Origin of the sequence: Achromobacter sp. (assembly GCF_032113835.1) — a bacterium.
Taxonomy (GTDB): Bacteria; Pseudomonadota; Gammaproteobacteria; order Burkholderiales; family Burkholderiaceae_B; genus Achromobacter.
In genome coordinates this window covers 57,171-78,564 of the sequence record NZ_DAMCTG010000016.1, presented here as the reverse complement: position 1 = coordinate 78,564, position 21,394 = coordinate 57,171, and the positions used below count along the sequence as shown (strand labels likewise).

15 protein-coding genes, 1 tRNA gene and 1 pseudogene are annotated in these 21,394 nt (G+C 65.7%); 12 read left to right on the top strand and 5 right to left on the bottom strand.

The features are described 5' to 3' along the window. Both RT697_RS08980 and RT697_RS08975 read left to right on the top strand, forming a co-directional pair. Nucleotides 1-127, top strand: a pseudogene (locus tag RT697_RS08980) (CoA transferase); the annotation flags it as partial. A 90-nt stretch (nt 128-217) separates the two neighbouring features. Then, nucleotides 218-1,744 (top strand): 3-hydroxyacyl-CoA dehydrogenase, encoded by a 1,527-nt coding sequence (locus tag RT697_RS08975; RefSeq protein ID WP_313698244.1) that lies wholly within the window; start codon nt 218-220, stop codon nt 1,742-1,744. A 293-nt stretch (nt 1,745-2,037) separates the two neighbouring features. Here the strand turns inward: RT697_RS08975 and RT697_RS08970 are convergent, their stop codons facing one another. Further along, nucleotides 2,038-2,979, bottom strand: coding sequence for a c-type cytochrome (locus tag RT697_RS08970; RefSeq protein ID WP_313698242.1), 942 nt, complete (start codon nt 2,977-2,979; stop codon nt 2,038-2,040). Between the two features lie 231 nt (nt 2,980-3,210). On the opposite strand from RT697_RS08970, the gene RT697_RS08965 reads away from it, so the two are divergent. Both RT697_RS08965 and RT697_RS08960 read left to right on the top strand, forming a co-directional pair. Then, nucleotides 3,211-3,285: transfer RNA gene (locus RT697_RS08965), tRNA-Arg, on the top strand. Between the two features lie 119 nt (nt 3,286-3,404). Then, nucleotides 3,405-4,388, top strand: coding sequence for a LysR family transcriptional regulator (locus tag RT697_RS08960; RefSeq protein WP_313698241.1), 984 nt, complete (start codon nt 3,405-3,407; stop codon nt 4,386-4,388). A gap of 6 nt (nt 4,389-4,394) precedes the next feature. Here the strand turns inward: RT697_RS08960 and RT697_RS08955 are convergent, their stop codons facing one another. Next, nucleotides 4,395-4,862, bottom strand: a complete 468-nt coding sequence (locus tag RT697_RS08955; RefSeq protein WP_313698239.1) for a Rid family hydrolase — start codon at nt 4,860-4,862, stop codon at nt 4,395-4,397. A gap of 592 nt (nt 4,863-5,454) precedes the next feature. On the opposite strand from RT697_RS08955, the gene RT697_RS08950 reads away from it, so the two are divergent. Both RT697_RS08950 and RT697_RS08945 read left to right on the top strand, forming a co-directional pair. Next, entirely contained in the window at nt 5,455-8,745 is a 3,291-nt protein-coding gene (locus RT697_RS08950; RefSeq protein ID WP_313698237.1) for an autotransporter outer membrane beta-barrel domain-containing protein, read from the top strand. Nucleotides 8,746-9,124: 379 nt separating this feature from the next. Next, a complete protein-coding gene (locus RT697_RS08945) occupies nt 9,125-12,619 on the top strand; it encodes an autotransporter outer membrane beta-barrel domain-containing protein (RefSeq protein WP_313698235.1) in 3,495 nt (1,164 codons plus the stop codon). Nucleotides 12,620-12,743: 124 nt separating this feature from the next. Here the strand turns inward: RT697_RS08945 and RT697_RS08940 are convergent, their stop codons facing one another. Continuing rightward, nucleotides 12,744-12,989: a hypothetical protein gene (locus RT697_RS08940; RefSeq protein ID WP_128827083.1), complete on the bottom strand. Its 246-nt coding sequence runs from the start codon at nt 12,987-12,989 to the stop codon at nt 12,744-12,746. A 217-nt stretch (nt 12,990-13,206) separates the two neighbouring features. Between RT697_RS08940 and RT697_RS08935 the strand changes: the two genes are divergently transcribed. The 6 genes from RT697_RS08935 to RT697_RS08910 all read left to right on the top strand — a co-directional run bounded on the left by RT697_RS08935 (nt 13,207) and on the right by RT697_RS08910 (nt 19,161). Next, nucleotides 13,207-14,331, top strand: coding sequence for a cupin domain-containing protein (locus RT697_RS08935; RefSeq protein ID WP_105237147.1), 1,125 nt, complete (start codon nt 13,207-13,209; stop codon nt 14,329-14,331). Nucleotides 14,332-14,398: 67 nt separating this feature from the next. Continuing rightward, nucleotides 14,399-15,310, top strand: a complete 912-nt coding sequence (locus RT697_RS08930; protein WP_313698233.1) for a fumarylacetoacetate hydrolase family protein — start codon at nt 14,399-14,401, stop codon at nt 15,308-15,310. 11 nt (nt 15,311-15,321) lie between these two features. After that, on the top strand, nt 15,322-16,077 hold the full coding sequence (locus RT697_RS08925) for an FCD domain-containing protein (RefSeq protein ID WP_313698231.1): 756 nt from the start codon (nt 15,322-15,324) through the stop codon (nt 16,075-16,077). 28 nt (nt 16,078-16,105) lie between these two features. Then, nucleotides 16,106-17,020: a LysR family transcriptional regulator gene (locus RT697_RS08920; protein WP_313698229.1), complete on the top strand. Its 915-nt coding sequence runs from the start codon at nt 16,106-16,108 to the stop codon at nt 17,018-17,020. Nucleotides 17,021-17,169: 149 nt separating this feature from the next. Continuing rightward, on the top strand, nt 17,170-18,162 hold the full coding sequence (locus RT697_RS08915) for a tripartite tricarboxylate transporter substrate binding protein (protein ID WP_313698228.1): 993 nt from the start codon (nt 17,170-17,172) through the stop codon (nt 18,160-18,162). Nucleotides 18,163-18,216: 54 nt separating this feature from the next. Further along, entirely contained in the window at nt 18,217-19,161 is a 945-nt protein-coding gene (locus RT697_RS08910; RefSeq protein WP_313698226.1) for a succinylglutamate desuccinylase/aspartoacylase family protein, read from the top strand. Nucleotides 19,162-19,215: 54 nt separating this feature from the next. Here the strand turns inward: RT697_RS08910 and RT697_RS08905 are convergent, their stop codons facing one another. Together RT697_RS08905 and gshA are read right to left on the bottom strand one after the other, a co-directional pair. Beyond that, on the bottom strand, nt 19,216-19,737 hold the full coding sequence (locus tag RT697_RS08905) for a lipocalin family protein (protein WP_313698224.1): 522 nt from the start codon (nt 19,735-19,737) through the stop codon (nt 19,216-19,218). A gap of 84 nt (nt 19,738-19,821) precedes the next feature. Next, nucleotides 19,822-21,393: a glutamate--cysteine ligase gene (gshA, locus tag RT697_RS08900; protein WP_313698223.1), complete on the bottom strand. Its 1,572-nt coding sequence runs from the start codon at nt 21,391-21,393 to the stop codon at nt 19,822-19,824. Nucleotide 21,394 lies beyond the last annotated feature (1 nt).

Sequence of the window (21,394 nt, the reverse complement as noted above, 5' to 3'; positions counted from 1 at the left end):
CTCCGGCAGCCCGGTCGAATACCGCCGCGCGCCGCCCATGCTGGGCGAGCACACGGAGCAGGTCCTGTCTGAAAAGCTGGGACTGTCGGCCGAAGAAATCCAGGCGCTGGCGCAGAGCCGGGCCTGATGCGCGCGAAAAAGGCGGCCTGGCCGCCTTTTTCGCTTGCCGCGCCGCGCCAGGCGCACGAACCATTCCAATACAGGCAGGAGATAGTTGATGACGGAGATTCAAACCATCGGCGTCGTGGGCGCCGGGGCCATGGGGCGCGGCATCGCGCAGATCGCGGCGCAAGCCGGCCTGCGCGTGCGTCTGTACGACACCAGTTCGGAGGCCATCGCGGCCGCGCGCGAATCGCTGCGTCAGACCTGGGAGAAGCTGGCCCAGAAGGGCAAGCTGACCGCGGCCGACGCGCAAGCTGCGCTGGAACGCGTCGAATCGGCCACCGCGCTGACCGACATGTCGAACTGCCAGCTCGTGGTCGAGGCCATCGTCGAGCGGCTGGACGTCAAGCGTGATCTGTTCGCGGCGCTGGAAGGCGTGGTCGCTGACGACTGCATCCTGGCGTCCAACACCTCGTCCCTGTCCATCACCGCCATCGCGGCCGCCTGCAAGCGGCCGCAACGCGTGGCCGGCTATCACTTCTTCAATCCCGTTGCGCTGATGAAGGTGGTCGAGGTTATTGACGGCCTGCGCAGCGCGCCGGAAGTGGGCGATGCCCTGGCCGAGCTGGCCCGCCGCATGGGCCACACGCCCGTACGCGCCAAGGACATGCCCGGCTTCATCGTCAACCACGCCGGCCGCGGCATGAATACCGAAGGCCTGCGCGTGGCGCAGGAGGCTGTGGCCACCTTCGCCCAGGTCGACGCCGTGATGCGCGAGCAGGCGGGCTTTCGCATGGGGCCGTTCGAACTGCTGGACCTGACCGCGCTCGACGTGTCGCATCCGGTGATGGAATCCATCTATCGCCAGTTCTTCGACGAGCCGCGCTTCCGCCCGTCGCCGATCACCACCGTGCGCCTCGCGGGCGGGCTGATCGGCCGCAAGGCCGGTGAAGGCTTCTACGTCTACGCCGACGGCCAGAAGCAGGTGCCGGCCGAAGCGGCCGCGCCCGCGCTGCCCGAGGGCCTGAAGGTCTGGGTCAGCCCCAAGCACGGCGAAGGCTACGCCCGCGCGTCCGCGCTGGTCGAGAAGCTGGGCGGTACGCTGGTCACGGGCTCCACGCCTGACGCCGATGCGCTGATCCTGGTCACGCCGTTTGGTGAAGACGTGTCCACCAGCGTTTCCGCGCAAGGCCTGAACGCGGGCCGCACGGTCGGTCTGGACACGCTGTATGCGTTCGATAACGCGAAGCGCCGCACGATCATGGTCTCGCCCGCCACCGAGGACAAATGGCGCGACGCCGCCCATGCGCTGCTGGCCGCCGACGGCGTGCCCGTCACGGTGATCGAGGATTCGCCCGGCTTCATCGCGCAGCGCATCGTGGCGCACATCGTGAACATCGCCTGCGACATCGCGCAGCAGAAGATCGCCACGCCCGAGGACATCGACCTGGCCGTGACGCTGGGCCTGGGTTACCCGGTGGGTCCGCTGGCGCTGGGCGACAAGCTGGGCGCCGACCGCATCCTGGAAATTTTGAAGAGCATGCAACGCGTGACGGGCGACACCCGTTACCGTCCCAGCCTGTGGCTGCAGCGTCGTGTGCAGCTGGGCATGTCGCTGGTGAAGACGTCGGCGGCGGACTGATCGTTCTTCCGGCCGTGATGGCTGCTGCCGGGCTGCGAGGCTGGCTGAGACGGTGTCAGACACCCGGGGCAGAGGATCGTCAGCTTGTGGCGGCGGCTCAGCGGGTGTCAGACACCTTGTTTTGACCGCCTGCTTCCGACCCAAGGTGTCTGACACCCATCAGCAATGACCGTCAAGTTGATAAAGCGCGGCAAGGGTGTCAGACACCTTGCCAAGCGAAGACGGGTCGCCGGATAAAAAAAGCCCCTTGATGATTCAAGGGGCTTTTTATTGCCTGCGAGGCGGCCAGGGTATTACTTGGCGGCGTTCACCATGAACTCCACGGCTGCGCGGATGTCTTCTTCCGAGGCGTTGGCTGCGCCGCCCTTGGGAGGCATCACACCCTTGCCCGTCATCGCGACCTTCACCATGGCGTCCATGCCGGTCTTGATGTAGGGCTCCCAGGCGGCCTTGTCGCCGAACTTGGGTGCATTGGCGACGCCCGTGGCGTGGCACGCAAAACAGGCCGTTTTGTAGAGCTGTTCGCCGGCCGGGTTGACGGCGGCGGTCTTTTGCTCGGGGGCGGGAGCTGCGGCAGCCGATGCTGCGGCAGCCGGCGCTGCGGCAGCCGGTGCCGCGGCAGCAGGAGCAGTTTCGGCGGGAGCGGCAGCAGCAGCGGGTGCTGCCGGTGCTGCGGCTTGCGCGGCCGGCGCGGCTTCGCCTTCCTTCTTCGCGCCTTCTTCAGCGGGTGCCGCCGGTTCCGGCAGCGAGGCGCCGGACTTGTTGGCCATGTAGACCACGGCGCGCGCGACTTCGTAGTCGGACAGGGCCGGGTTGCCGCCCTTGGCGGGCATGCCGCCCTTGCCGTGCAGCGCGACCTTCATCATCTCGTCGTAGCCAGCCTTGATGAACGGCGCCCACGCGGCGTTGTCGCCGAGCTTGGGTGCGCCAGCCACGCCGGCGGTGTGACAGGCCGTACAGACGGTGGCAAAGACCTGTTCGCCAGTCTTGAAGACCTTGGGCGCGTTGGCGTCAACGAGTTCGAAGCCCGCTACGGGTGCGATCCGCCGTGCGACGGCCTCGCCGGACAAGGCGTCCGAGCCGGCGCCGGTCTTGGTGCCGGTGACCACCATGTTCACCAGAAGGATGATGATGGCGATGGGAACCACGAAAGCCAGGACGATCGTGACGATCAGTTGCTTCGGGGTCTTGATGGGGGAGGAGTGCTCTTCTATGTGTTCCTGCTCGTTGCTCATGACCAAATCCTGCTAACGGGTACCGGGGGCGCCTGGCGGCGGCAACAGAAAATCAGAACTGCACAAGTCGGCGGCAATTCACGCCCGCCTGCAAGCAAACGCTGGATTATATAACGGTGTCATGGACGATCGTCCAATGAGAATGGACGGGTTTTCGATGAGTTTGCCGGAGGATTTGATCCAGTTCATGCAGAACGCGTAAAACTGGGTACAATACCGCCTCCTTGCGCTGCGCCCGTAGTTCAATGGATAGAATGAGAGTTTCCGAAGCTCTTGATACAGGTTCGATTCCTGTCGGGCGCGCCAACTGAATAAAGCTGTGCGTTGTTCCGGGCCCTTCATGGGCCCTTTTTATTTTCGCCACGAGTATGGGTAACCACGAGTGCGGGTAGTAATCCGCTGCGAAAGAACATCCGCCATTCATCGTGCAGTCCAAACCCGCCAAATCCCAGACGCACGCCGATCGCCCCTCCACCGGACTGGGCAACGCCGCGCAACAGTTGTCGTGGGATGACCTGCGCATCATCAAGACGCTGAGCGACTGCGGCAATCGGTCGATGGCTGCCGAAAAGCTCGGCATCAACGCCTCGACGGTCTCGCGCCGCGTGGCGCATGCCGAAGCCGCACTGGGCGTCGCGTTGTTCGACCGGCGGCACACGGGCTACAAGCTGACGCCTGAAGGCATGGAGCTGCGCGCGCTGAGCGAGCGGGTCGAGCTCGACGTCGTCAGCGTGGCCCGGCGCATTTCCGGCGCCGCTCACGATCCGCAGGGCACCCTACGCGTCGCCACCAGCGATTCGCTCCTGCTGTATTTCCTGACGCCCATCATTGCTGAATTCAGAGCTGCGCACCCTTCGTTGTCCATCGACGTGCTGGTCGGGAACGACACGCTGGATCTCGCGCGCGACGAATCCGACATTGCCCTCAGGGCAACGCGGCGTCCGCCCGAGAGCTGGGTGGGGCGCAAGCTGGCCGCCATCGCTTGGGCGCCTTACGGCGCCGCCCGGCAATTTCGCCGCAAGGCGCCCGCCGCGGATCGCCTCTACGAGCTGGATTGGGTGTCGTACGCGGGCGGGTTGTCCGGGCTCAAGGCCGCGCAATATCTTGAAAGCCGCGTCGCGCCGTCACGCATTGCCTACCGCTCGGACTCGGTTGCCGCCGTCAGCGCAGGTATCTCGGCCGGCTTGGGCATGGGCTACCTGCCTTGCATGCTGGGCGACACGATGACCGACGTGGTGCGCGTCGGCCCCGTCGTGGCCGAGCTTCAGGATGAGCTTTGGCTGCTCACCCATCCAGACATCCGCGGATCCCGGCGCGTTCAGGCCTTCATGCGCTTTTGCGCCGCAGCCGTGGCCGAGCAAAAGACGTTGATCGAGGGCCGGCTGGCCCTTCACCCCTTCAAGCCATAACATCCGTCAGACTGCATCCTTGGGACGCAGGATGGCCTTGCAAGCGATCTCGATCAATTGCGGCGGCATCGCCAGACGGGACACGCCGATCAGGTTGCTGGCCACTTGCGGACGGTCGGTGCCGTACGCGGCCTTGCGCACCTTGCCCGCGGCGGCAAAGGCGGCATCCACATCCAGCACGTACAGCGTTTCTTCCACGACGTTATCCAGCGTGGCGCCGAACTTGCCGAGCAGCGTCCCCAGGTTCTCGTAGGTCGCACGCATTTGCGCTTCCATCGTCGAGAAGTCGCGCGGCTTGCCTTGGTCGTCGAGTTCGGCCGGGGCGATCAGGTTGCCGTCCTTGTCGTGGTTCAACTGACCCGATACATAAATCTCGTTGCCCACTTGCACCGCCTGCGCATAACCATACGCGTCTTCCCACGGCACGCCCCAGTAGGCGGTTTTCTTGTCTAGCGGATGCGTTTGGGTTGTCATGGGTATCTCCTTGGGGATGTGGGAAGAACTTCGGTGATCGGAAGGCTCCAGCGTAACTCCGGGCCGAAAACTCGGGAGCGCAATATTGCGCTTACAGAGTGCAAAGTTGCGCGCTGATGCCTGCGAGGGAGACTTCCGCGTAGCCTCGGACTTGCGCGGGGGACGGAGGACATGGCGCCTACCCGCACGATGCTCATGCTGCCCGCGCTTGCGCCTCTGGGATCGTTCTGATTTCGATGGGGCGGTAGCGATTCTCTCAACTTGAGCCCCTCCTCCTGAGCAAACGTACTCTGTGCGTACCCGAGGCGCATACCCAAAATCAATCGTGTCGACGAAGAGGTTTCAGCAAGCGCTAAAAGCCTGCTGCTCACGTCGCGCGATGTGATTAATCGGATTTCAGCGCGCAACCGGCAAACCCGGTGTTCCACGTTCTTGAAACTCAAGCCGACGATTGCGTCTGGAGCGGCTCCGGTGCTCCAGGGGCGATTGTTCGTGAAGCTGCGCGTGAATCCATACCCAGGATGAACCAACGATGCACACGGATTCTTGCTTGGCGTTGCGATATGCGGATTCGGCCCGAAATCGAATCGGCATGGCGCGCGGTATCGCACTCAAGCTTTGTTTTGGCCTGTCTCTGATCTCTCTCGGCATGTCCCCGCATCCCGCCGCGCGTGCGTTGATCGTCGGTGAAGCGGGGGTGGGAGGCGCAGGCGGGGCTGCCAATGGCGGCAACGGGAGCGACGGCGGGGATGGTTTTGCGGCCCTGGATCTCACTACGTCCTATACGACCTATGACGACATTGAAGGGGCTCCCGGCGGAGGCGGTGGGGGTGGCGGGGGAGGCGGACAGGGCGGCCATGTGGGAGGCGCAGGTGGCGCGGGAGGAAACGGTGGGCACGGCATCGTGATCTCGGGCGACGGCGTGATCCTGCACAATGATGGCTACTCGATCAGCGGTGGCAAGGGCGGTGGGGGCGGAGGTGGTGGGGGGGGCGCCTACGATAATACGTTGGTCAGTGACGGCGGCCGTGGCGGTGACGGCGCGGGGGGCGCGGGTGGGGGCGGCGGTGGTGGTGGCGGGGGCGCGGCGGATATCAACCCCGGCGGTATCGATGGAACGGGCTACGGCGGAAATGGCGGTAATGGGGAAGACGATGGTATGCCGGGTGGCGGCCAGTCGAATTATGCAGGGGGCGGTGGGGGTGGCGGCGGCACTTACACCAACGGCGGGTCGCCGGGCGATGGATTACCCAGCCCAATTCCGGGTGTAGGCGGATCAGGCGGTATCGCTGGCGGTGAGGCCGGCGTCGATGGTGGCATAGCCACCGAAGCAACGTGGGCCGGGGGCGGTGGAGGCGGCGGGGCGGCTGGCGGATCTGGCGGCAACGGGGGGCCAGGTGCCGGCTTTCTCGGCGGCCCCCCGGGCGGCGCCGGCGGAAACAGCGGTCACGGCGTCCATGTCACCGGCGCCAACTCCGTGATCATCAATTCGGGCACGATCTCGCAGGGGCCGGCGAACCAGAACACCGCCATCAAATATGCGGCGACCGCCCACGATTCCACGCTGGTCCTGCAAGCCGGCAGTGAAATCATCGGCCTGGTCGACGCCACGGAGTCGGGCGGCAAGAACACGTTCAGGCTGGATGGCGGCGCGGCGCTGGCCTTTGATGTCAGCCTGATTGGAAGCGGCCCGCAGGCCCAGTACCTGGGCTTCAATGCCTTCGAAAAAACGTCCGCGGGAACCTGGACCCTGACGGGCGCGCCCAATCAGGCCATCATGCCCTGGACCCTGTCGGGCGGGTGGCTCGCGATCGCCGACGACGCCAGCCTGGGCGACGCCGCGGTTGCCCTCACCTTTGACGGCGGCGGGCTGCAACTGGATGCCAATGTCCTATCGCAGCGCGACATGCAGTTTGCGGGAGACGGCGCCATCCGCACCGTGGACGGCACGACCTCCGTGATGCAGGGAGCGATCAGCGGATCGGGCACGCTTACCAAGACCGGCGCCGGGACGTGGATTATCGACAGCGACAATGCCTTTGGCGGCGCAACAGTGATTGACGACGGCGTGCTGCAACTGGGCGCGGGCCAGGCCACCGGATCGTTGGGCGCGGGCGTGATCGAGAACAACGCCGTTCTGGCGATAGACCGCGCCGACGCCCTCATCCTGTCCAACGCCATATCCGGTACGGGAGAGCTGTGGCAGGCCGGTTCGGGTACGACCACGCTGACCGGGCCGCTCACCTACACCGGCATTACGCGGGTGGACAACGGCATGCTGGTCATCGATGGCACGTCCTTGGGCCAGGCCGATCTCGCGGTTGCCCGGGTCGTTGGGGCGAGCGATGCCGGCCTCGGATTGGCCAACGGCGCACGGCTTGACGGCTGGGTTGATGGACCGAATCTTTCCATCGACGCGACCAGCCGTTGGAACATCCTGACCGATGCTTCCAATCCCGCTTCCACTCCCGCGCAAGCCAACAACCTCAGCACCGTCAACGCGCTTCGGCTTGAAGGCAGCGTCGCGTTTGCGCCGCCCGCCGAGTGGACCCACGATGCCATCGGCCGCACGTTCACCGCCGACAATCTGGCGGGTGGCGGCGGTGAAGTGCAGATGCACATGATTCCGACCTCGGCCGGCACCGTGGATTACCTGACCTTGAACGCGGGGGCGACAGGGGTGACCAACCTGGCGCTCAACACCGACAGCGGCTTCGGCGATCCGCTCCACGAAAACGGCCTTCTGGTGGTCAAGGCGGGCGCCAGCACGGACAACGCGTTCCAGCTGACGCCCGGCCAGGGTCCGCGGGGCGGGGCGTTCCGCTATGTGCTGTCGCATGGCGCGCAGGATGGCTCGCCGACACTTGCCAACAACTGGTACTTGATCAGCGAGGTCCGCCCCGAGGTCTCCATTTATTCGCAGCTTGGCGGGCAAGCGCTACGGCAGTCCGAGCTGGCGGTGGGCACCTTCAACGAGCGCATGGGCGCGACTGAAACGCTGGCCCGTAAGGTGTACCCGTATGCCTGGGCCAGAACGCTGGGAGGCTGGGAAAACCGCGACGGCGCGTCGCGCGGCATTCTGCAATCACAGGTCGCAAGCCGCACGACGCTGGGCGGGCTGCAAGTGGGCACGGACTTGTTCGTGACCAACACGGGGATTCGCCGCAACAGCATTGGGGTGTTCGGGACTGCGATGGTCTCGCGCGCGCAGGTGGATCATTATCAGGAATCCACGCGTTCGACGATCGACGCCGGACGCAGCGATCAGACGATGTATGGCGTGGGCGCGTATTACACGATGATGGACGGCAAAGGCGGGTACGCCGACTTCGTCACGCAATTCAGCCGGTACGGCGTCAAAACGCAATCGAGCGGCGCGGACGGCATGTCGATGCAAACATCGGGATGGGGCGCAGCGCTATCAGCCGAAGCCGGCAAGGCGTTCGACATTGGCGATACGTCCAAAGGGCTTCGACTCGAACCTCAGGCGCAGTTGATGTATCAGCACGTCAAGCTGCGCGACGGCAATGATGACCTTGGCCTAGTTGCGCTGCCAGCATCACATGTGCTGCATTCGCGCGTGAGCCTGAAGCTGTCAAAAGCCTGGGGCGAGCAGGACGACGCGCGGAACCACGGTTGGCTAATGCTGAGTTACCGGCACACGCTGGGGAAGTCGTCCAGCGAATACCAGACCCTGACGCAGGGCGACATCGCCTTTGAGAACAAACTGGACGGATCGCGCGTGGGGCTGTCGGCGGGCTACGACCGACGGGCGGGCAAGAACACCTTCGTCAATGTTCAGTTGAGCGCCGAACAGGGATTGGGCGGCGCGTCGGGCTTGCGCGCGGTGAGTGGCTCGATGGGGATCAAGCACCTGTTCTAGCGTCAGCGGATCCGCGTCGGGCACGACCCATTTTGGAGCGGCCGACGTGCCTGCGTCGGCCGCTCTCGGACCCGTCCGATTCTACGAGGGCTGGTGATGATTTTGGACGCTAGCAGGCCAACGGAGTAAACGTACTCTCCGCGAATCCTACGCGCATACAGAACACTGTTCGCGCCGACGAGAGGGTTCAAGCAAACGCTTAAAACCCGCAGTCCACGTCGCGCGATGTGATTAATCGGATTATTCAGCGCGCAGCCGGCAAGCCCGGTGTTCCACGTTCTTGAAACCTCAAGCAGATGATTTTGCCTGGCGCGGCCCTACGCGCCAGGTGCAATCGAATTCGTGAAGCCGCGCGTGAATCCACATCCAGGATGAACCAATGATGCACACGGATTCTTGCTTGGCGCTGCGACATGCGGATTCGACTCGAAATCGAATCGACAAAGCGCGCGGTATTGCGTTCAAGCTTTGTTTTGGCCTGTCTTTGATCTCTCTCGGCATGTCCCCGCATCCCGCCGCGCACGCGCTGATCGTTGGTGAGGCGGGTACGGGCGGCATCGGCGGGGCTGCCAATGGCGGCAGGGGCGGGGATGGCGGGGATGGCATTACCGCCCTGGATATCTCCACGTCCTATACGACTTATGACGACATTGAAGGGGCGCCCGGCGGCGGTGGTGGCGGGGGCGGGGGCGGCGGCCGAGGCGGTATCGTGGGGGGCGCGGGAGGCTCGGGAGGTAACGGCGGACACGGCATCGTGATCTCGGGTGACGGCGTGGTCTTGCACAACGTCGGGTACTCGATCAGCGGCGGCAAGGGCGGCGGCGGCGGGGGCGGTGGCGGGGGCGCTTTTCATATGACCGTGTCAAGTAATGGCGGCCGCGGCGGCGACGGAGGTGGGGGCGCGGGCGGCGGGGGCGGCGGCGGGGGCGGCGGCGGCGCGGACCTCACCTTTGGTGGAGCGATTGGGGCGGGTTTTGGCGGAGATGGTGGCCACGGGGGGGGCAATGGTTCCTCAGGCGGAGGCAATATTCAGAGCCCAGGGGCCAGCAAGTTTGCAGGCGGTGGCGGCGGGGGCGGTGGCACCTACACTCATGGAGGAACGCCGGGCCAGGCTTTATTCGAGAGTCAGATTTCCGGCGTGGGGGGCGTGGGCGGCATGGCCGGCGGAGAGTCGGGGGTAGACGGCGGCATCGCCAACCCTGAAGCGGCCGAAGCGCTGGAGTTGGGGTTGAGCCGGCAAGAAATCGATGCCGTCCTGGACGGCTACGGCGGTGGCGGCGGCGGCGGCGGGGCGGCTGGCGGATCGGGCGGCAACGGCGGGCCTGGCAGCTACGTCGAGGGCGGCCCCGCGGGCGGCGCCGGGGGCACGAGCGGTCACGGCGTCTACGTCACGGGCGCCAACTCCGTGATCATCAATACGGGAACGATATCGCAAGGGCCGGAGAACCAGGACACCGCCATCAAATATGCCGCGACCGCCCGCGATTCCACGCTGGTGCTCAAGGCGCAGGGCGGCTGGGACAACCCAGACAGCCAGATCATCGGCCTGGTCGATGCCACGGAATCCGGCGGCACGAATACGCTAGTGCTTGATGGCGGCTGGGACGCCCGCCTGGACTACGACAGCAACGTCTTTGATGTCAGCCTGATCGGAACCGGCGCGACCGGACCGGCCCAATATCTGGGCTTCAATGCCTTCGAGAAAACGTCGGCCGGAACATGGAAGCTGATAGGCGGGACCGGGCAGGTCGAAACGCCGTGGACCCTGTCGGGCGGGTGGCTCGCGATTGACCACGACAACAATCTGGGTGATCGGTCAGGCACGCTTACCTTCAACGGCGGCGGGCTGCAGGTGGAAGCCGCGACGGTGATGGAACGTGACATGCATTTCGCCAGAGACGGCGTGATCCGGACAGGAAGTCCAGAGCTGGCGACACAAGGGCCGTCGGCGGACGTACACCTGTTCGGAAGCATCACCGGATCGGGCGCGCTCACCAAAACCGGCGCGGGAACCTTGTCCATCGCTCGTGACAATGACGCCTTTTCCGGTGCCGTCGTCATCGAAGAGGGTGTGCTTCAGCTTGGCTCCGGCGGAACGCATCACGGCGGATCTCTGGGCGCAGGTGAGATCGAAAACAATGCCGTCCTGGCGATGTCTCAGCACCGGGGCGCGTTCTCCAATGCCATATCGGGTAGCGGCGAGCTGCATCAGTTGGAAGGCATGACCACGCTGACGGGCCCGCTCACCTACACCGGCATCACGCGGCTATTCGACGGCGCGCTTGAGATCCGGGGGACGTCGCTGGGCCAGGCCAATGATGCGGCCGCGCGGGTCGTTGGTGCGGCCGGCGCCGAGTTGCGTCTGGCAAGCGGCGCCACGCTCGACGGTTGGGTGGATGGACCAAGTCTCGCCATCGACGCGACAAGCAAATGGAACGTGTTGACCGACGCCTCCAACCCCGCGCAAGCAAACAACCTCAGCACCGTCAACGAACTTCGGCTTGAAGGCAGCGTCGCGTTTGCTCCGCCCGCAGATTGGGCCCACGATGAGATCGGCCGAACGTTCACCGCCAACAATCTGGTGGGCGGCGGCGGCGAAGTGCAACTGCACTTGGGTCCCCCCGCCACCGGCGCGGCGGATTACCTGACCTTGATCGCGGGGGCCACGGGGCTGACCAACCTGACGATCAACACCGAAGCCGGCTTTGGCGATGCCTTCAGCAAAAACGGCTATCTGGTGGTCAAGGCCGGCGCCAGCACGGACAACGCATTCCAGCAAACGCCAGGGCAAGCTCCGCGGGCCGGAGCGTTCCACTACGTGCTGACGCATGGCGCGCAGGACGGCTCACCGGCGCTTGCCAACAACTGGTATTTGATCAGCGAGGTCCGCCCCGAGGTCTCCCTTTATTCGCAGTTGGGCAGCCAAGCCCTGCGGCAGTCCGAACTGGCGGTGGGCACCTTCAACGAACGCATGGGCGCCACCGAAACGCTGGCGCGGAAGGTTTACCCTTACGCGTGGGCCAGAACGTTGGGGGGGTGGGAGAACCGGGATGGCATGTCGCGCGGCATTCTGCAATCCCAGGTCGCAAGCCGCACGGCGCTGGGCGGCCTGCAGGTGGGAACGGACCTGTTCGTGACCAACAAGGGAATCGGCCGCAATAGCCTGGGCGTGTTCGGCACCGCATTGGTTTCCCGCGCCGAAGTGGATCATTACCAGGCCTCCACGCGTTCGACCATCAATGCCGGACGCAGCGACCAGACGATGTATGGCTTGGGCGCGTATTACACGATGATTGATGGCAAGGGCGGGTACGTCGACTTCGTCACGCAGATCAGCCGCTATGGCGTGAAGACCCAATCGAGCGGCGCGGACGGCATGTCGATGCGAACGTCGGGCTGGGGCGCGGCGCTGTCGGCCGAAGCAGGCAAGGCGTTCGACGTTGGTGATGCGTCTAGTGGACTTCGACTCGAACCGCAGGCGCAGGTGATGGTCCAGCACGTCAAGCTGCGCGATGGCGATGACGATCTTGGCCGGGTGGCACTGCCCAAGTCCCAAACGCTGCATTCGCGCGTGAGCCTGAAGCTGTCAAAAGCCTGGGGCGAGCAGGACGACGCGCGGAACCACGGTTGGCTAATGCTGAGTTACCGGCACACGCTGGGGAAGTCGTCCAGCGAATACCAGACCCTGACGCAGGGCGACATCGCCTTTGAGAACAAACTGGACGGATCGCGCGTGGGGCTGTCGGCGGGCTACGACCGGCGGGCGGGCAAGAACACCTTTGTCAATGTGCAGCTGAATGCCGAACAGGGATTGGGCGGGGCGTCGGGGTTGCGTGCGGTCGGTGGCTCTGTAGGGGTCAAGTATCTGTTCTAGCGTTCGCAGATCAGGATTCTGCGAATGATCGATCCCACAGAGGTACTGGCTGCGCGCTGGTAATGCGCGCCAAGCCATTGAATCGCCCGCCCCGCGTGCATGCGGGGCGGGCGATTTCCGTTGGCTAATCGTCCAACGCGGGCACGGTACCGATCTGCATCAGGATGCGCGGCGATTCCATGTCGCCGGTTTCCTTGTCGATCATCACTTCATAGGCCGCGACGCCGGCGAATTTGGAAGCCATGGAATTCGCGATGCGGATGGCTCCGAATTCGCTGCTGGCCGGACGGATTTCCCCGGGGGCGACGCCATTGGCGGCGGCGCGGTAGGGAACGACGATGTACTGAACGAGATGAGCAGCTTCTGACACAGGAATTCTCCCCTGGACGACAGTTTTTCGGGCGAGCGAAATGTATCACGTTGCACTGTGTTTTTGTACAGTATTTTTGCCGTCGCCGCCAAGATATTTTTGCGAAGCCACTTCGTAGTTCCAGGAAAACCCCTAGCGTTTCACCATTGCCCAGCCTCTGACCCCGCGCTTAGTATTTTCGAAAATCCTCAGCGTTTTATAAAACCAGGGGCACGGAATGGAAGCGAACCGCTACGACGCCTACCGCGAAGACACCGCGGGCCGCGCCAATGTGGCCGACTCGCCGGAGCGGGTGGCCTATTACCAGGAGCTGGCGCGGCTGGAGACCGGCGCGCTGTGGACGGTGGCGAACAAGATCGAACCGTGGGCGCCGCGCTCGGCGTCCGTGCCCGTTGTGTGGCGCTACCAGGACCTGCGCGGCCATGTGCTGCGTTCCGCCGAGCTGGTGTCGCCCGAAGAGGCGGGCCGGCGGGTCATCTACCTGAACAATCCTGGCCGTCGCGACGTGGCGGCGGCGGTGGGCTGGCTGTATTCCGGGCTGCAGGTCATGCGGCCGGGCGAGCTCGCGTCCGCGCACGCGCACACGCATTCGGCGCTGCGCTTCATCATGGAAGGACAGGGCGCGTTCACGGTGGTGGACGGGCACAAGATGACGCTGGGCGCGAATGATTTCGTGCTGACGCCGAACGGCACGTGGCACGAGCACGGCGTGGCCGAGGACGGCACAACCTGCATCTGGCAGGACGGCCTGGACATCCCGCTGGTCAATGCGCTGGAAGCCGGTTTCTATGCCGTGCATCCAGACCTGAACCAGACCGTCACGCATCCGGTGGACGACACCAGCGGCGCGTGGGGCGGCGTGGCGCTGCGCCCGCAAGTGTCAGGCTGGACCAAGCCGTATTCCCCGCTTTTCAAGTACGAATGGGAGCCCACGTACGAGGCGCTGCGCCGCTACGCGCGCACCACCGCAGGCAGTCCGTACGACGGCATCCTGCTCGAATACGTCAATCCGGCGACGGGTGGCCCCGTCATGCCGACGATCGGCGCCAGCATGCAGTTGCTGCGCCCCGGCGAGCACACGAAGGCGCACCGGCATACCGGCAGCTTCATCTATCAGGTGGCCAAGGGCAGCGGCTTTTCCGTCATCGACGGCAAGCGCTACGACTGGACCGAGCGCGACATCTTCTGCGTGCCGTCCTGGGCCATTCACGAACATGCCAACCTGTCGTCCAACGACGACGCGTGCCTGTTCTGTTTCAACGATCTGCCCGTCATGCGTTCGCTGGCGCTGTACCGCGAGGAAGCGGTGCAGGACAACGGCGGTCATCAGCAACTGATCTAGTTTCCGAACGCAAACCGCCGCGCCGTGGCGGCCGGTTCCATCAACCTTTGACCTTCTGGAGTTCCCGATGCGCCTGGTGACCTTTCGCGCTCATCCCACCGCCGCCGCCCGCCTGGGCGCGCTCGTCGACGGTTATGTGGTCGACCTTTTCCTACTTGGCCAGGAAGGCGGGGTGGACCTGCCCGATGACATGCTGGAGTTCATCGACCTGGGGCCGGTCGCGATCGCGCAGGCGACGCGTCTGCTGGACACGTTCCGCGGCAACTGGCCGGTGGGCAGCGCGGTGCCGCAGGAGAACGTGAAGCTGCTGGCGCCTATCCCGCGTCCGCGCAAGAACATCTTCGGCATCGGCCTGAACTACGTGGAACACGTGGCCGAGTCCAGCCGCACGCTGGACACGTCGGCCGACCTGCCCAAGCAGCCGGTGATCTTTTCCAAGCCGCCCACCACGGTGATCGGGCCGGGCGACGCCATCGAGCACAACGCGAAGATCACGCAGCAGCTGGACTGGGAAGTCGAGCTGGCGGTGATCATCGGCCGGCGCGCGTCGCGCGTGGCCGAGGCCGATGCGCTGTCCTACGTGTTCGGCTACAGCGTGATGCTGGACATGAGCGCGCGCGATTGCCGCCGTGCCGGGCAATGGATCTATTCCAAGGGACAGGACACGTATGCGCCGTTCGGTCCATGCATCGTGACCGCCGACGAGATTCCTGATCCGCAAGTGCTGGACCTGTGGTTGACGGTCAACGGCGAAAAGAAGCAGGGCTCGAACACGCGCCACATGCTGTTCAAGGTGCCGTTCCTGATTTCCGACATCAGCGCGGGCATCACGCTGGAGCCGGGCGACATCATCGCCACTGGCACGCCGGAGGGGGTGGGCGCCGGCCGCAAGCCGCAGGAATTCCTGTGGCCGGGCGACGTGGTCGTGGCCTGCGTGGAAGGCATCGGTACGCTGCGCCACCCAGTGGTGGCCGTCTAGGAGCGCCGCGCTTGAAACCCAGAATCAAGGCCCCGCGCGAGGATGCGGCGGCAAACGGCGGCGCCGAGGTCGAAGACATCACGCTGTCCGAACAGATCTACCGGCAACTGCGCCGCGACATCATGCGCGGCGCGTTTGCGCCGGGCCAGTCGCTGCGGCTGGAGTTGCTGCGCCAGCGCTACGGCGGCAGCTTTTCGCCGATCCGCGAGGCGCTGAACCGGTTGCGCAGCGAACGCATGGTGCTCACCACCACGTCGCGTGGCTTTCGCATTGCGCCGCTGTCCGTGGACGAGATGCGCGATGCCTGCGAGACGCGCATCCTGATCGATTGCGACGCGTTGCGGCGTTCGCTGGCCAACGCCGACGACGCCTGGGAGGCGCGGCTGGTGGGGGCGTTTCATGCATTGGCGCTGGCTGCGCGGCGGGCGGACGCCGGACCAGCGCTGGACCCGGACCGCGAGGACGCTTTGGAAGCCCGCCACCAGGACTTTCATCAGGCGCTGATCGGCGCCTGCCGCTCGCCCTGGCTGCTGGACCTGTCCGCGCAACTGTATGCGCAGACCGAGCGCTACCGCCGGCCGGCGCGTGCGCAGGCCATGGCGTACGGCCATGAACGCAACGTCGACGACGAGCACCGCGCGTTGCTGGATGCGGCGGTCATGCGCGATGCCGACTGCGCGGCCGCGCTGCTGGCGGCGCATTACCGCGAGACGGCGCAGGTCATCGCGCGCATCCTTGCCCTGCCCGAGGGACAAGCCGCGGCGTAGCACGCGCAATGCCGTAAGCTTGTCGACCATGGCAGACCTCAAACTCCTCGAAGACCTGATTGCGCTGGCGCAGACCGGCAGCTTCGTGCGTGCGGCCGAACTGCGGCACGTCACACATCCCGCCTTTGGCCGGCGCATCCGTGCGCTGGAGACGTGGGCCGGCACGCCGCTGGTGGAACGCCAGCGGTTGCCGGTGACGCTGACGCCGGAAGGCGAGGCGCTGCTCAAGACAGCGACGCAGGTGATCGAGCAGATGGGGCTGGTGCGCCATCGCATCCGCAGTTCGGGCGCGGGCGGCGAGGCAGTGCTGCGCATCGCGACGGGCCGCAGCCTGGCCCGCACGCTGGTGGCCGACTGGATCGCGCGGCTGCGGCACCGCACGCCCCGCGTGTTGACGGACGGCACGCAGGTGGAGCTGTCCACCGGCAAGGCGCAGGACCTGGTGGTGCGGCTGGAACAGGGCAAGGTGGACCTGTTGTGCTGCTATGAGCATCCGGCGCTGTCCGTGCCGCTCAGCCCCTCGCGCTACCGGTACATGACGCTGGCGACGGACAAGCTGGTGCCGGTCAGCCAGATGGACACGCGCGGTCGGCCGCGTTACCTGCTGCAGGTGGGCGGAGCGCCCGTGCCGCTCATCACCTACACCGGCGGGCTGGCGATGGAGCGCATCGTGGGGGACCGGTTGGAGGCCACGCCGTATGCGCTGACGCCGTTTGTGCGCAGCGACTCGCTGGACGCGGCGCATGGCGCGGTGGCCAAGGGCGTGGGCGTGGCGTGGCTGCCGTGGTCGATGGTGGCGGCCGACTGCCGGCGCGGCGCGCTGGCTGAGCTGGGCGGACGCAGCGACGAGATTGCGTTCGAAGTCCGGTTGTACCGCCCGCGCGCGCGGCTGACCGATCTGGCCGAAGCCGCCTGGGAAGCGACGGCGAATCGCAAGGCGTGAATTCGGGTCTGAATTCCAACATCTAATCCCGATCAGCACCACGATGTGCCGTTTTGGCACGGACTGCCCTTGGGCCGCGCTCGAAAATAGCTCCCGAAATCAAATGAGACGGCTCCGCCGTCCACCCACAGCACCCCAGGGAGAAAGTCATGAAGTCCATCGTGAAGCCGCTGCGCGCGGCGCTAGTTTCGTTGTGTGCCGCCTCGGCGCTTGCCGTGGCGCCTGCCGCCAGCGCGGCTGATTACCCGGCCCGCAGCATCTCGCTGATCGTCGGCTACCCCGCAGGCGGTAGCCTGGACCTGACCGCGCGCCTCTTGGGCGAAGAACTGGGCAAGCGCCTGGGCCAGACGGTCGTGGTCGAGAACGTGGGCGGCGCCGGCGGCACGATCGGCGCCCAGCGCGTGGCGCGCGCGGCGCCCGACGGCTACACCATCTTTCTGGGCTCCACCAACGAAATGGTGATCGCCCGCATGATCAACACCGCCGTCAAATACGACAGCGCCAAGGATTTCACGGCGCTGGGCATCGTGGCCTCGCAGCCGATGCTGCTGGCCGCCAGCAAGAACTCGGGCGTGAAGACCGCCGCCGAGTATCTGGAAAAGCTCAAGGGAGCCGCGCCCGGCACGTTCAACTACGGCTCGTCGGGCGTGGGCACGACGCTGCACCTGGCCGGCGAGATGATCAACCAGGCCACCGGCACGCGCGCCGAGCACGTGCCTTACCGCGGCGTGTCGCCGCTGGTGACCGACCTGATGAGCGGGCAGCTGGATTACGGCATGCTGGTGCTGTCCTCCGGGCTGCCGCAGGTGCGTAGCGGCAACATCGTCGCGCTGGGCCTGACCGAGAACAAGCGCTCGCCCGCCGCGCCCGAGATCGCGCCGCTGGCCGCCACCAAGGGCTTCGAGTCGGTCGACATCAACCTGTGGTTCGCGTTGTACGGCCCGGCCGGCCTGCCCGAGCCGGTGGTGACCAAGCTGCGCGCCGTGCTGGATGAAACGCTGAAGTCGGACCAGTTCCGCGCCAAGATGCAGGACGCCGGCGGCGAAGTGGCCAAACCGGGCATGGATCCGGTGGCTTTCCAGGCTGAAGAAACCAAAAAGTACGGCGCGCTGGTCAAGGCCGCCAAGATCGAAGCTCAATAAGGCCGCGCGCGACGCATCACCACATCGAAAGACAGGCATCAAGCGGATATCACCATGGAATTCAAGCTCCCCGTTCCCGACATCGCCGCCGAGCGCGCGGGCAATACCGACACGCCGGGCGTGTGGCACTTTGATTCGGGCGTGCCGGGACGGGCGCTCATGGTGAGCGCGCTGGTGCACGGCAACGAGCTGTGCGGCGCGTGGGCGCTGAAGGATCTGCTGGCCACGGGCCTGCGGCCTCGCCGCGGCAGCCTGACCCTGGCCTTCTGCAACCTGGATGCGTTCGACCGCTTCGATCACGCGAACCACGATGCGTCGCGTTTCGTGCAGGAAGACATGAACCGCGTCTGGAGCGCGGAGCGCCTGGACAACCCCACCTCGCCGGATCGTCAGCGCGGTGCGGCGCTGCGCCCGTGGGTGCGGCGCGCCGACTGGCTGCTGGATCTGCATTCGATGCACGAGCCGGGGGCGCCGCTGCTGCTGACGGGCGTGCTGCCGCGCAATATCGCGCTGGCGCGCCGCCTGAAGGCGCCGCAACACGTCATCGTGGATGCCGGCCACAAGGACGGCGTGCGCATGCGCGATTTCGAACACTTTGGCGATCCCGCCCGCGAAGACGCGTGCGCGCTGCTGATCGAATGCGGCTTCCATGGCGACCTGTCGTCGCGCGATGTGGCGCGCGACATGGTGGCGCGGATGCTGGTGGAGTCGGGCGTGATTGACGCGTCGGACCTGCCCGAAGGCTGGCTGCTGCCGGATCCGGCGGCGCAACGCGTGCTGGAAGTGACGGACGCCGTGGTGGCGCCGTCGATGAATGTGCGGTTTGCCGGCCCCTGGTCGGGACTGGAAACGTTCGAGAAGGCCGGTTCGCTGATCGGCTGGGCCGACGAGCAGCCGGTGGTGACGCCCTATGGCAACTGCACGCTGATCATGCCGTCGCTGCGGCAGTTGAAGCCCGGCGTGACCGTGGTCAGGCTGGCCCGCGACTACGCGGGCTGACGACGGCGCCGACTATTGCGGCGCTTACCTCCGGGGTGCTTACTTCTGCCGTGCTTACTTCTGCGGCGTATAGCGCAGCTCGTCGAGCTGATAGCCCTGCGCCGTGGCGGCGGCCAGCGCCTTGTCCAGTTCTTCCTTGGGCAGCTTGGGCGAGCGCGACAGGATCCACAGGTACTTGCGGTCGGGCGTGCCGACGACGGACCAGCGGTATTCGGGATCCAGGCCGATCACCCAGTAATCGCCCTTAAACGGCTTGAAGAAGGTGACTTCGAGCTTGGCGTTGTTGCTGCCCTCGACCACCGTGGCCGTGCCCGAGGCCGAATCGATTTCCCCGTCCTTGGTGCGGCAGCGGTTGTTCACGCCGATGGTGCCGTCCGGATGCGCGGTGTATTCGGCCGTGGTGTCTCCCACGCAATTGCGCTGGAAGAACATGGGGAAATTGGCGATCTCGTACCACATCCCCACGTAGCGTTTCAGGTCCACGGATTCCACGGTCTGCATGGGCGGCGGCGCGGCGTGGGCAATGCCCGCCACGCTGGCCGCCAGGGCCAGCAGAAATTTTGCGGTACGGCGCATGGATAAAACCTCCTGATGTGACTGGTAAGACCCGCGCGCGCACCTCGCAGGGACGCGGCGCGGACCAATCCCTAACGATACGCCTTATTTGCGCGGCGCCTTCAGCGCGGCGTGATAGCGGGTCACGTAGGTGTCGAAGTCTTCAGTGTCCGACTGTTCCAGGCGAAGCTGTTCGGCGGCGGATTCTGCGGCGGCTTGCTGATAGGCCGTGGCCACGTCGGCCGGCAGCGGATGCGCGCGCAGCGCGTCCGCATGCTTGCGGCTCAGCGCCAGCGAGTAGTCGTGGAACGACAGGCCGCCGTCCTTCAGTTCGGCCAAGAGGCGTGCCGACGGTGTGGTGTCGGGCTGGTCCAGCTTGGCGCGTTGCGCGGCCAGGGCGTCCGCGTAGGCGGTGCCGCCCACGGCGCTGTCGTACAGCGCGGCGTACGGCGCGATCTGGTCCAGCAGTTCGTGGCCCCATTGCGTCAGGCCGATGGTCTGGCCGTCGCGGTCCAGCGTGAGGCCCGGCTTGCGGCCTTCCTTGACGACGACCGAGAAGTTGTCCGCGCTGCGCTGACAGTAGCCATTGGCCGGGAAGAACGGGCTGTCGGACGCCGTGCAGAACAGCAGGAAGGCGTCGACGAAACGGGCAGTGGCGGCATCAATGCCCACCGGCGAGAAAGGGTCGATGTCCAGGCAGCGAACTTCCACATACTGCACGCCGCGCTCGGCCAGCGCGGTGATCGGACGTTCGCAGCGGCCCGTGGCGCGCTTGGGGCGGATGCTGGAGTAGTACTCGTTTTCGATCTGCAGCACGTTGGTGTTGAGCTGGATCCATTCGCCGTCGCGGTGGGTGCCGATCTTTTGATAGTCGGGCCAGGGCTGCGTCACGGCGCCGTACAGGCGGCCGAGGAAGGTGTCGAGGTCGTTGTAGCAGAGCTTGAGCTGCGACTGCGCCTTGTTCTGGTAGCCCAGGTCGCTCATGCGCAGGCTGGTGGCATAGGGCAGGTAAAGGGTGTGGTCGCCCAGCTTGTCCAGCGCGTGGTCTTGGCCTTGCAGGAAGCCGCTGGCCAGCGCGGGCGCCGAGCCGAACAGGTACATCAGCAGCCACGAATACCGCGTGAAGTTGCGGATCAGGCCGATGTACCCGCGCGAGCGGCGGTCCTGGTCGGAGCCGGGCTGCGTGTCGAGCACGGACCACAGGGCTTCGGGCAGCGAAAAGTTGTAGTGCACGCCGGCGATGCATTGCATCGTCTTGCCGTAGCGTTCCGCCAGACCGCGGCGGTAGACGTGCTTGAGCATGCCCGTGTTGGAAGTGCCGTACCAGGCGATGGGGATTTCAGGTTCCGGCGGCAGCGTGGCCGGCATGGACTGATTCCAGATCAGTTCATGGTCCAGCACGGTGTAGACGTGGCGGTGCGTGTCGGCGAGTTCGGCCAGCAGGGCGTCCACGTTGTCGTGCGTGCCCGTGATGAGCTCGAGCAGCGATTCGGAATAATCGGTGGTGACGTGTTCGTTGGTCAGTGCCGAGCCCAGCCCGGCGGGGTGCGGCGTGCGGGCCAGGATGCCCTGTTCGTCCACGCGCAGGCCTTCTTTCTCGATGCCCCGCAGGGTCTGGGTCAGCAGCGAGCGGTTGGCCTCTAGGCGGGCGAGGCGGTTGGCGGCAGTATCGGTCACG

Excerpts from the sequence above, each read along its gene's own strand:
- RT697_RS08975 (WP_313698244.1), top strand. The coding sequence starts at position 218 with ATGACGGAGATTCAAACCATCGGCGTCGTGGGCGCCGGGGCCATGGGG.
- RT697_RS08970 (WP_313698242.1), bottom strand. The coding sequence starts at position 2,979 with ATGAGCAACGAGCAGGAACACATAGAAGAGCACTCCTCCCCCATCAAG.
- RT697_RS08955 (WP_313698239.1), bottom strand. The coding sequence starts at position 4,862 with ATGACAACCCAAACGCATCCGCTAGACAAGAAAACCGCCTACTGGGGC.
- RT697_RS08950 (WP_313698237.1), top strand. The coding sequence starts at position 5,455 with ATGGCGCGCGGTATCGCACTCAAGCTTTGTTTTGGCCTGTCTCTGATC.
- RT697_RS08945 (WP_313698235.1), top strand. The coding sequence starts at position 9,125 with ATGATGCACACGGATTCTTGCTTGGCGCTGCGACATGCGGATTCGACT.
- RT697_RS08935 (WP_105237147.1), top strand. The coding sequence starts at position 13,207 with ATGGAAGCGAACCGCTACGACGCCTACCGCGAAGACACCGCGGGCCGC.
- RT697_RS08930 (WP_313698233.1), top strand. The coding sequence starts at position 14,399 with ATGCGCCTGGTGACCTTTCGCGCTCATCCCACCGCCGCCGCCCGCCTG.
- RT697_RS08920 (WP_313698229.1), top strand. The coding sequence starts at position 16,106 with ATGGCAGACCTCAAACTCCTCGAAGACCTGATTGCGCTGGCGCAGACC.
- RT697_RS08915 (WP_313698228.1), top strand. The coding sequence starts at position 17,170 with ATGAAGTCCATCGTGAAGCCGCTGCGCGCGGCGCTAGTTTCGTTGTGT.
- RT697_RS08910 (WP_313698226.1), top strand. The coding sequence starts at position 18,217 with ATGGAATTCAAGCTCCCCGTTCCCGACATCGCCGCCGAGCGCGCGGGC.
- RT697_RS08905 (WP_313698224.1), bottom strand. The coding sequence starts at position 19,737 with ATGCGCCGTACCGCAAAATTTCTGCTGGCCCTGGCGGCCAGCGTGGCG.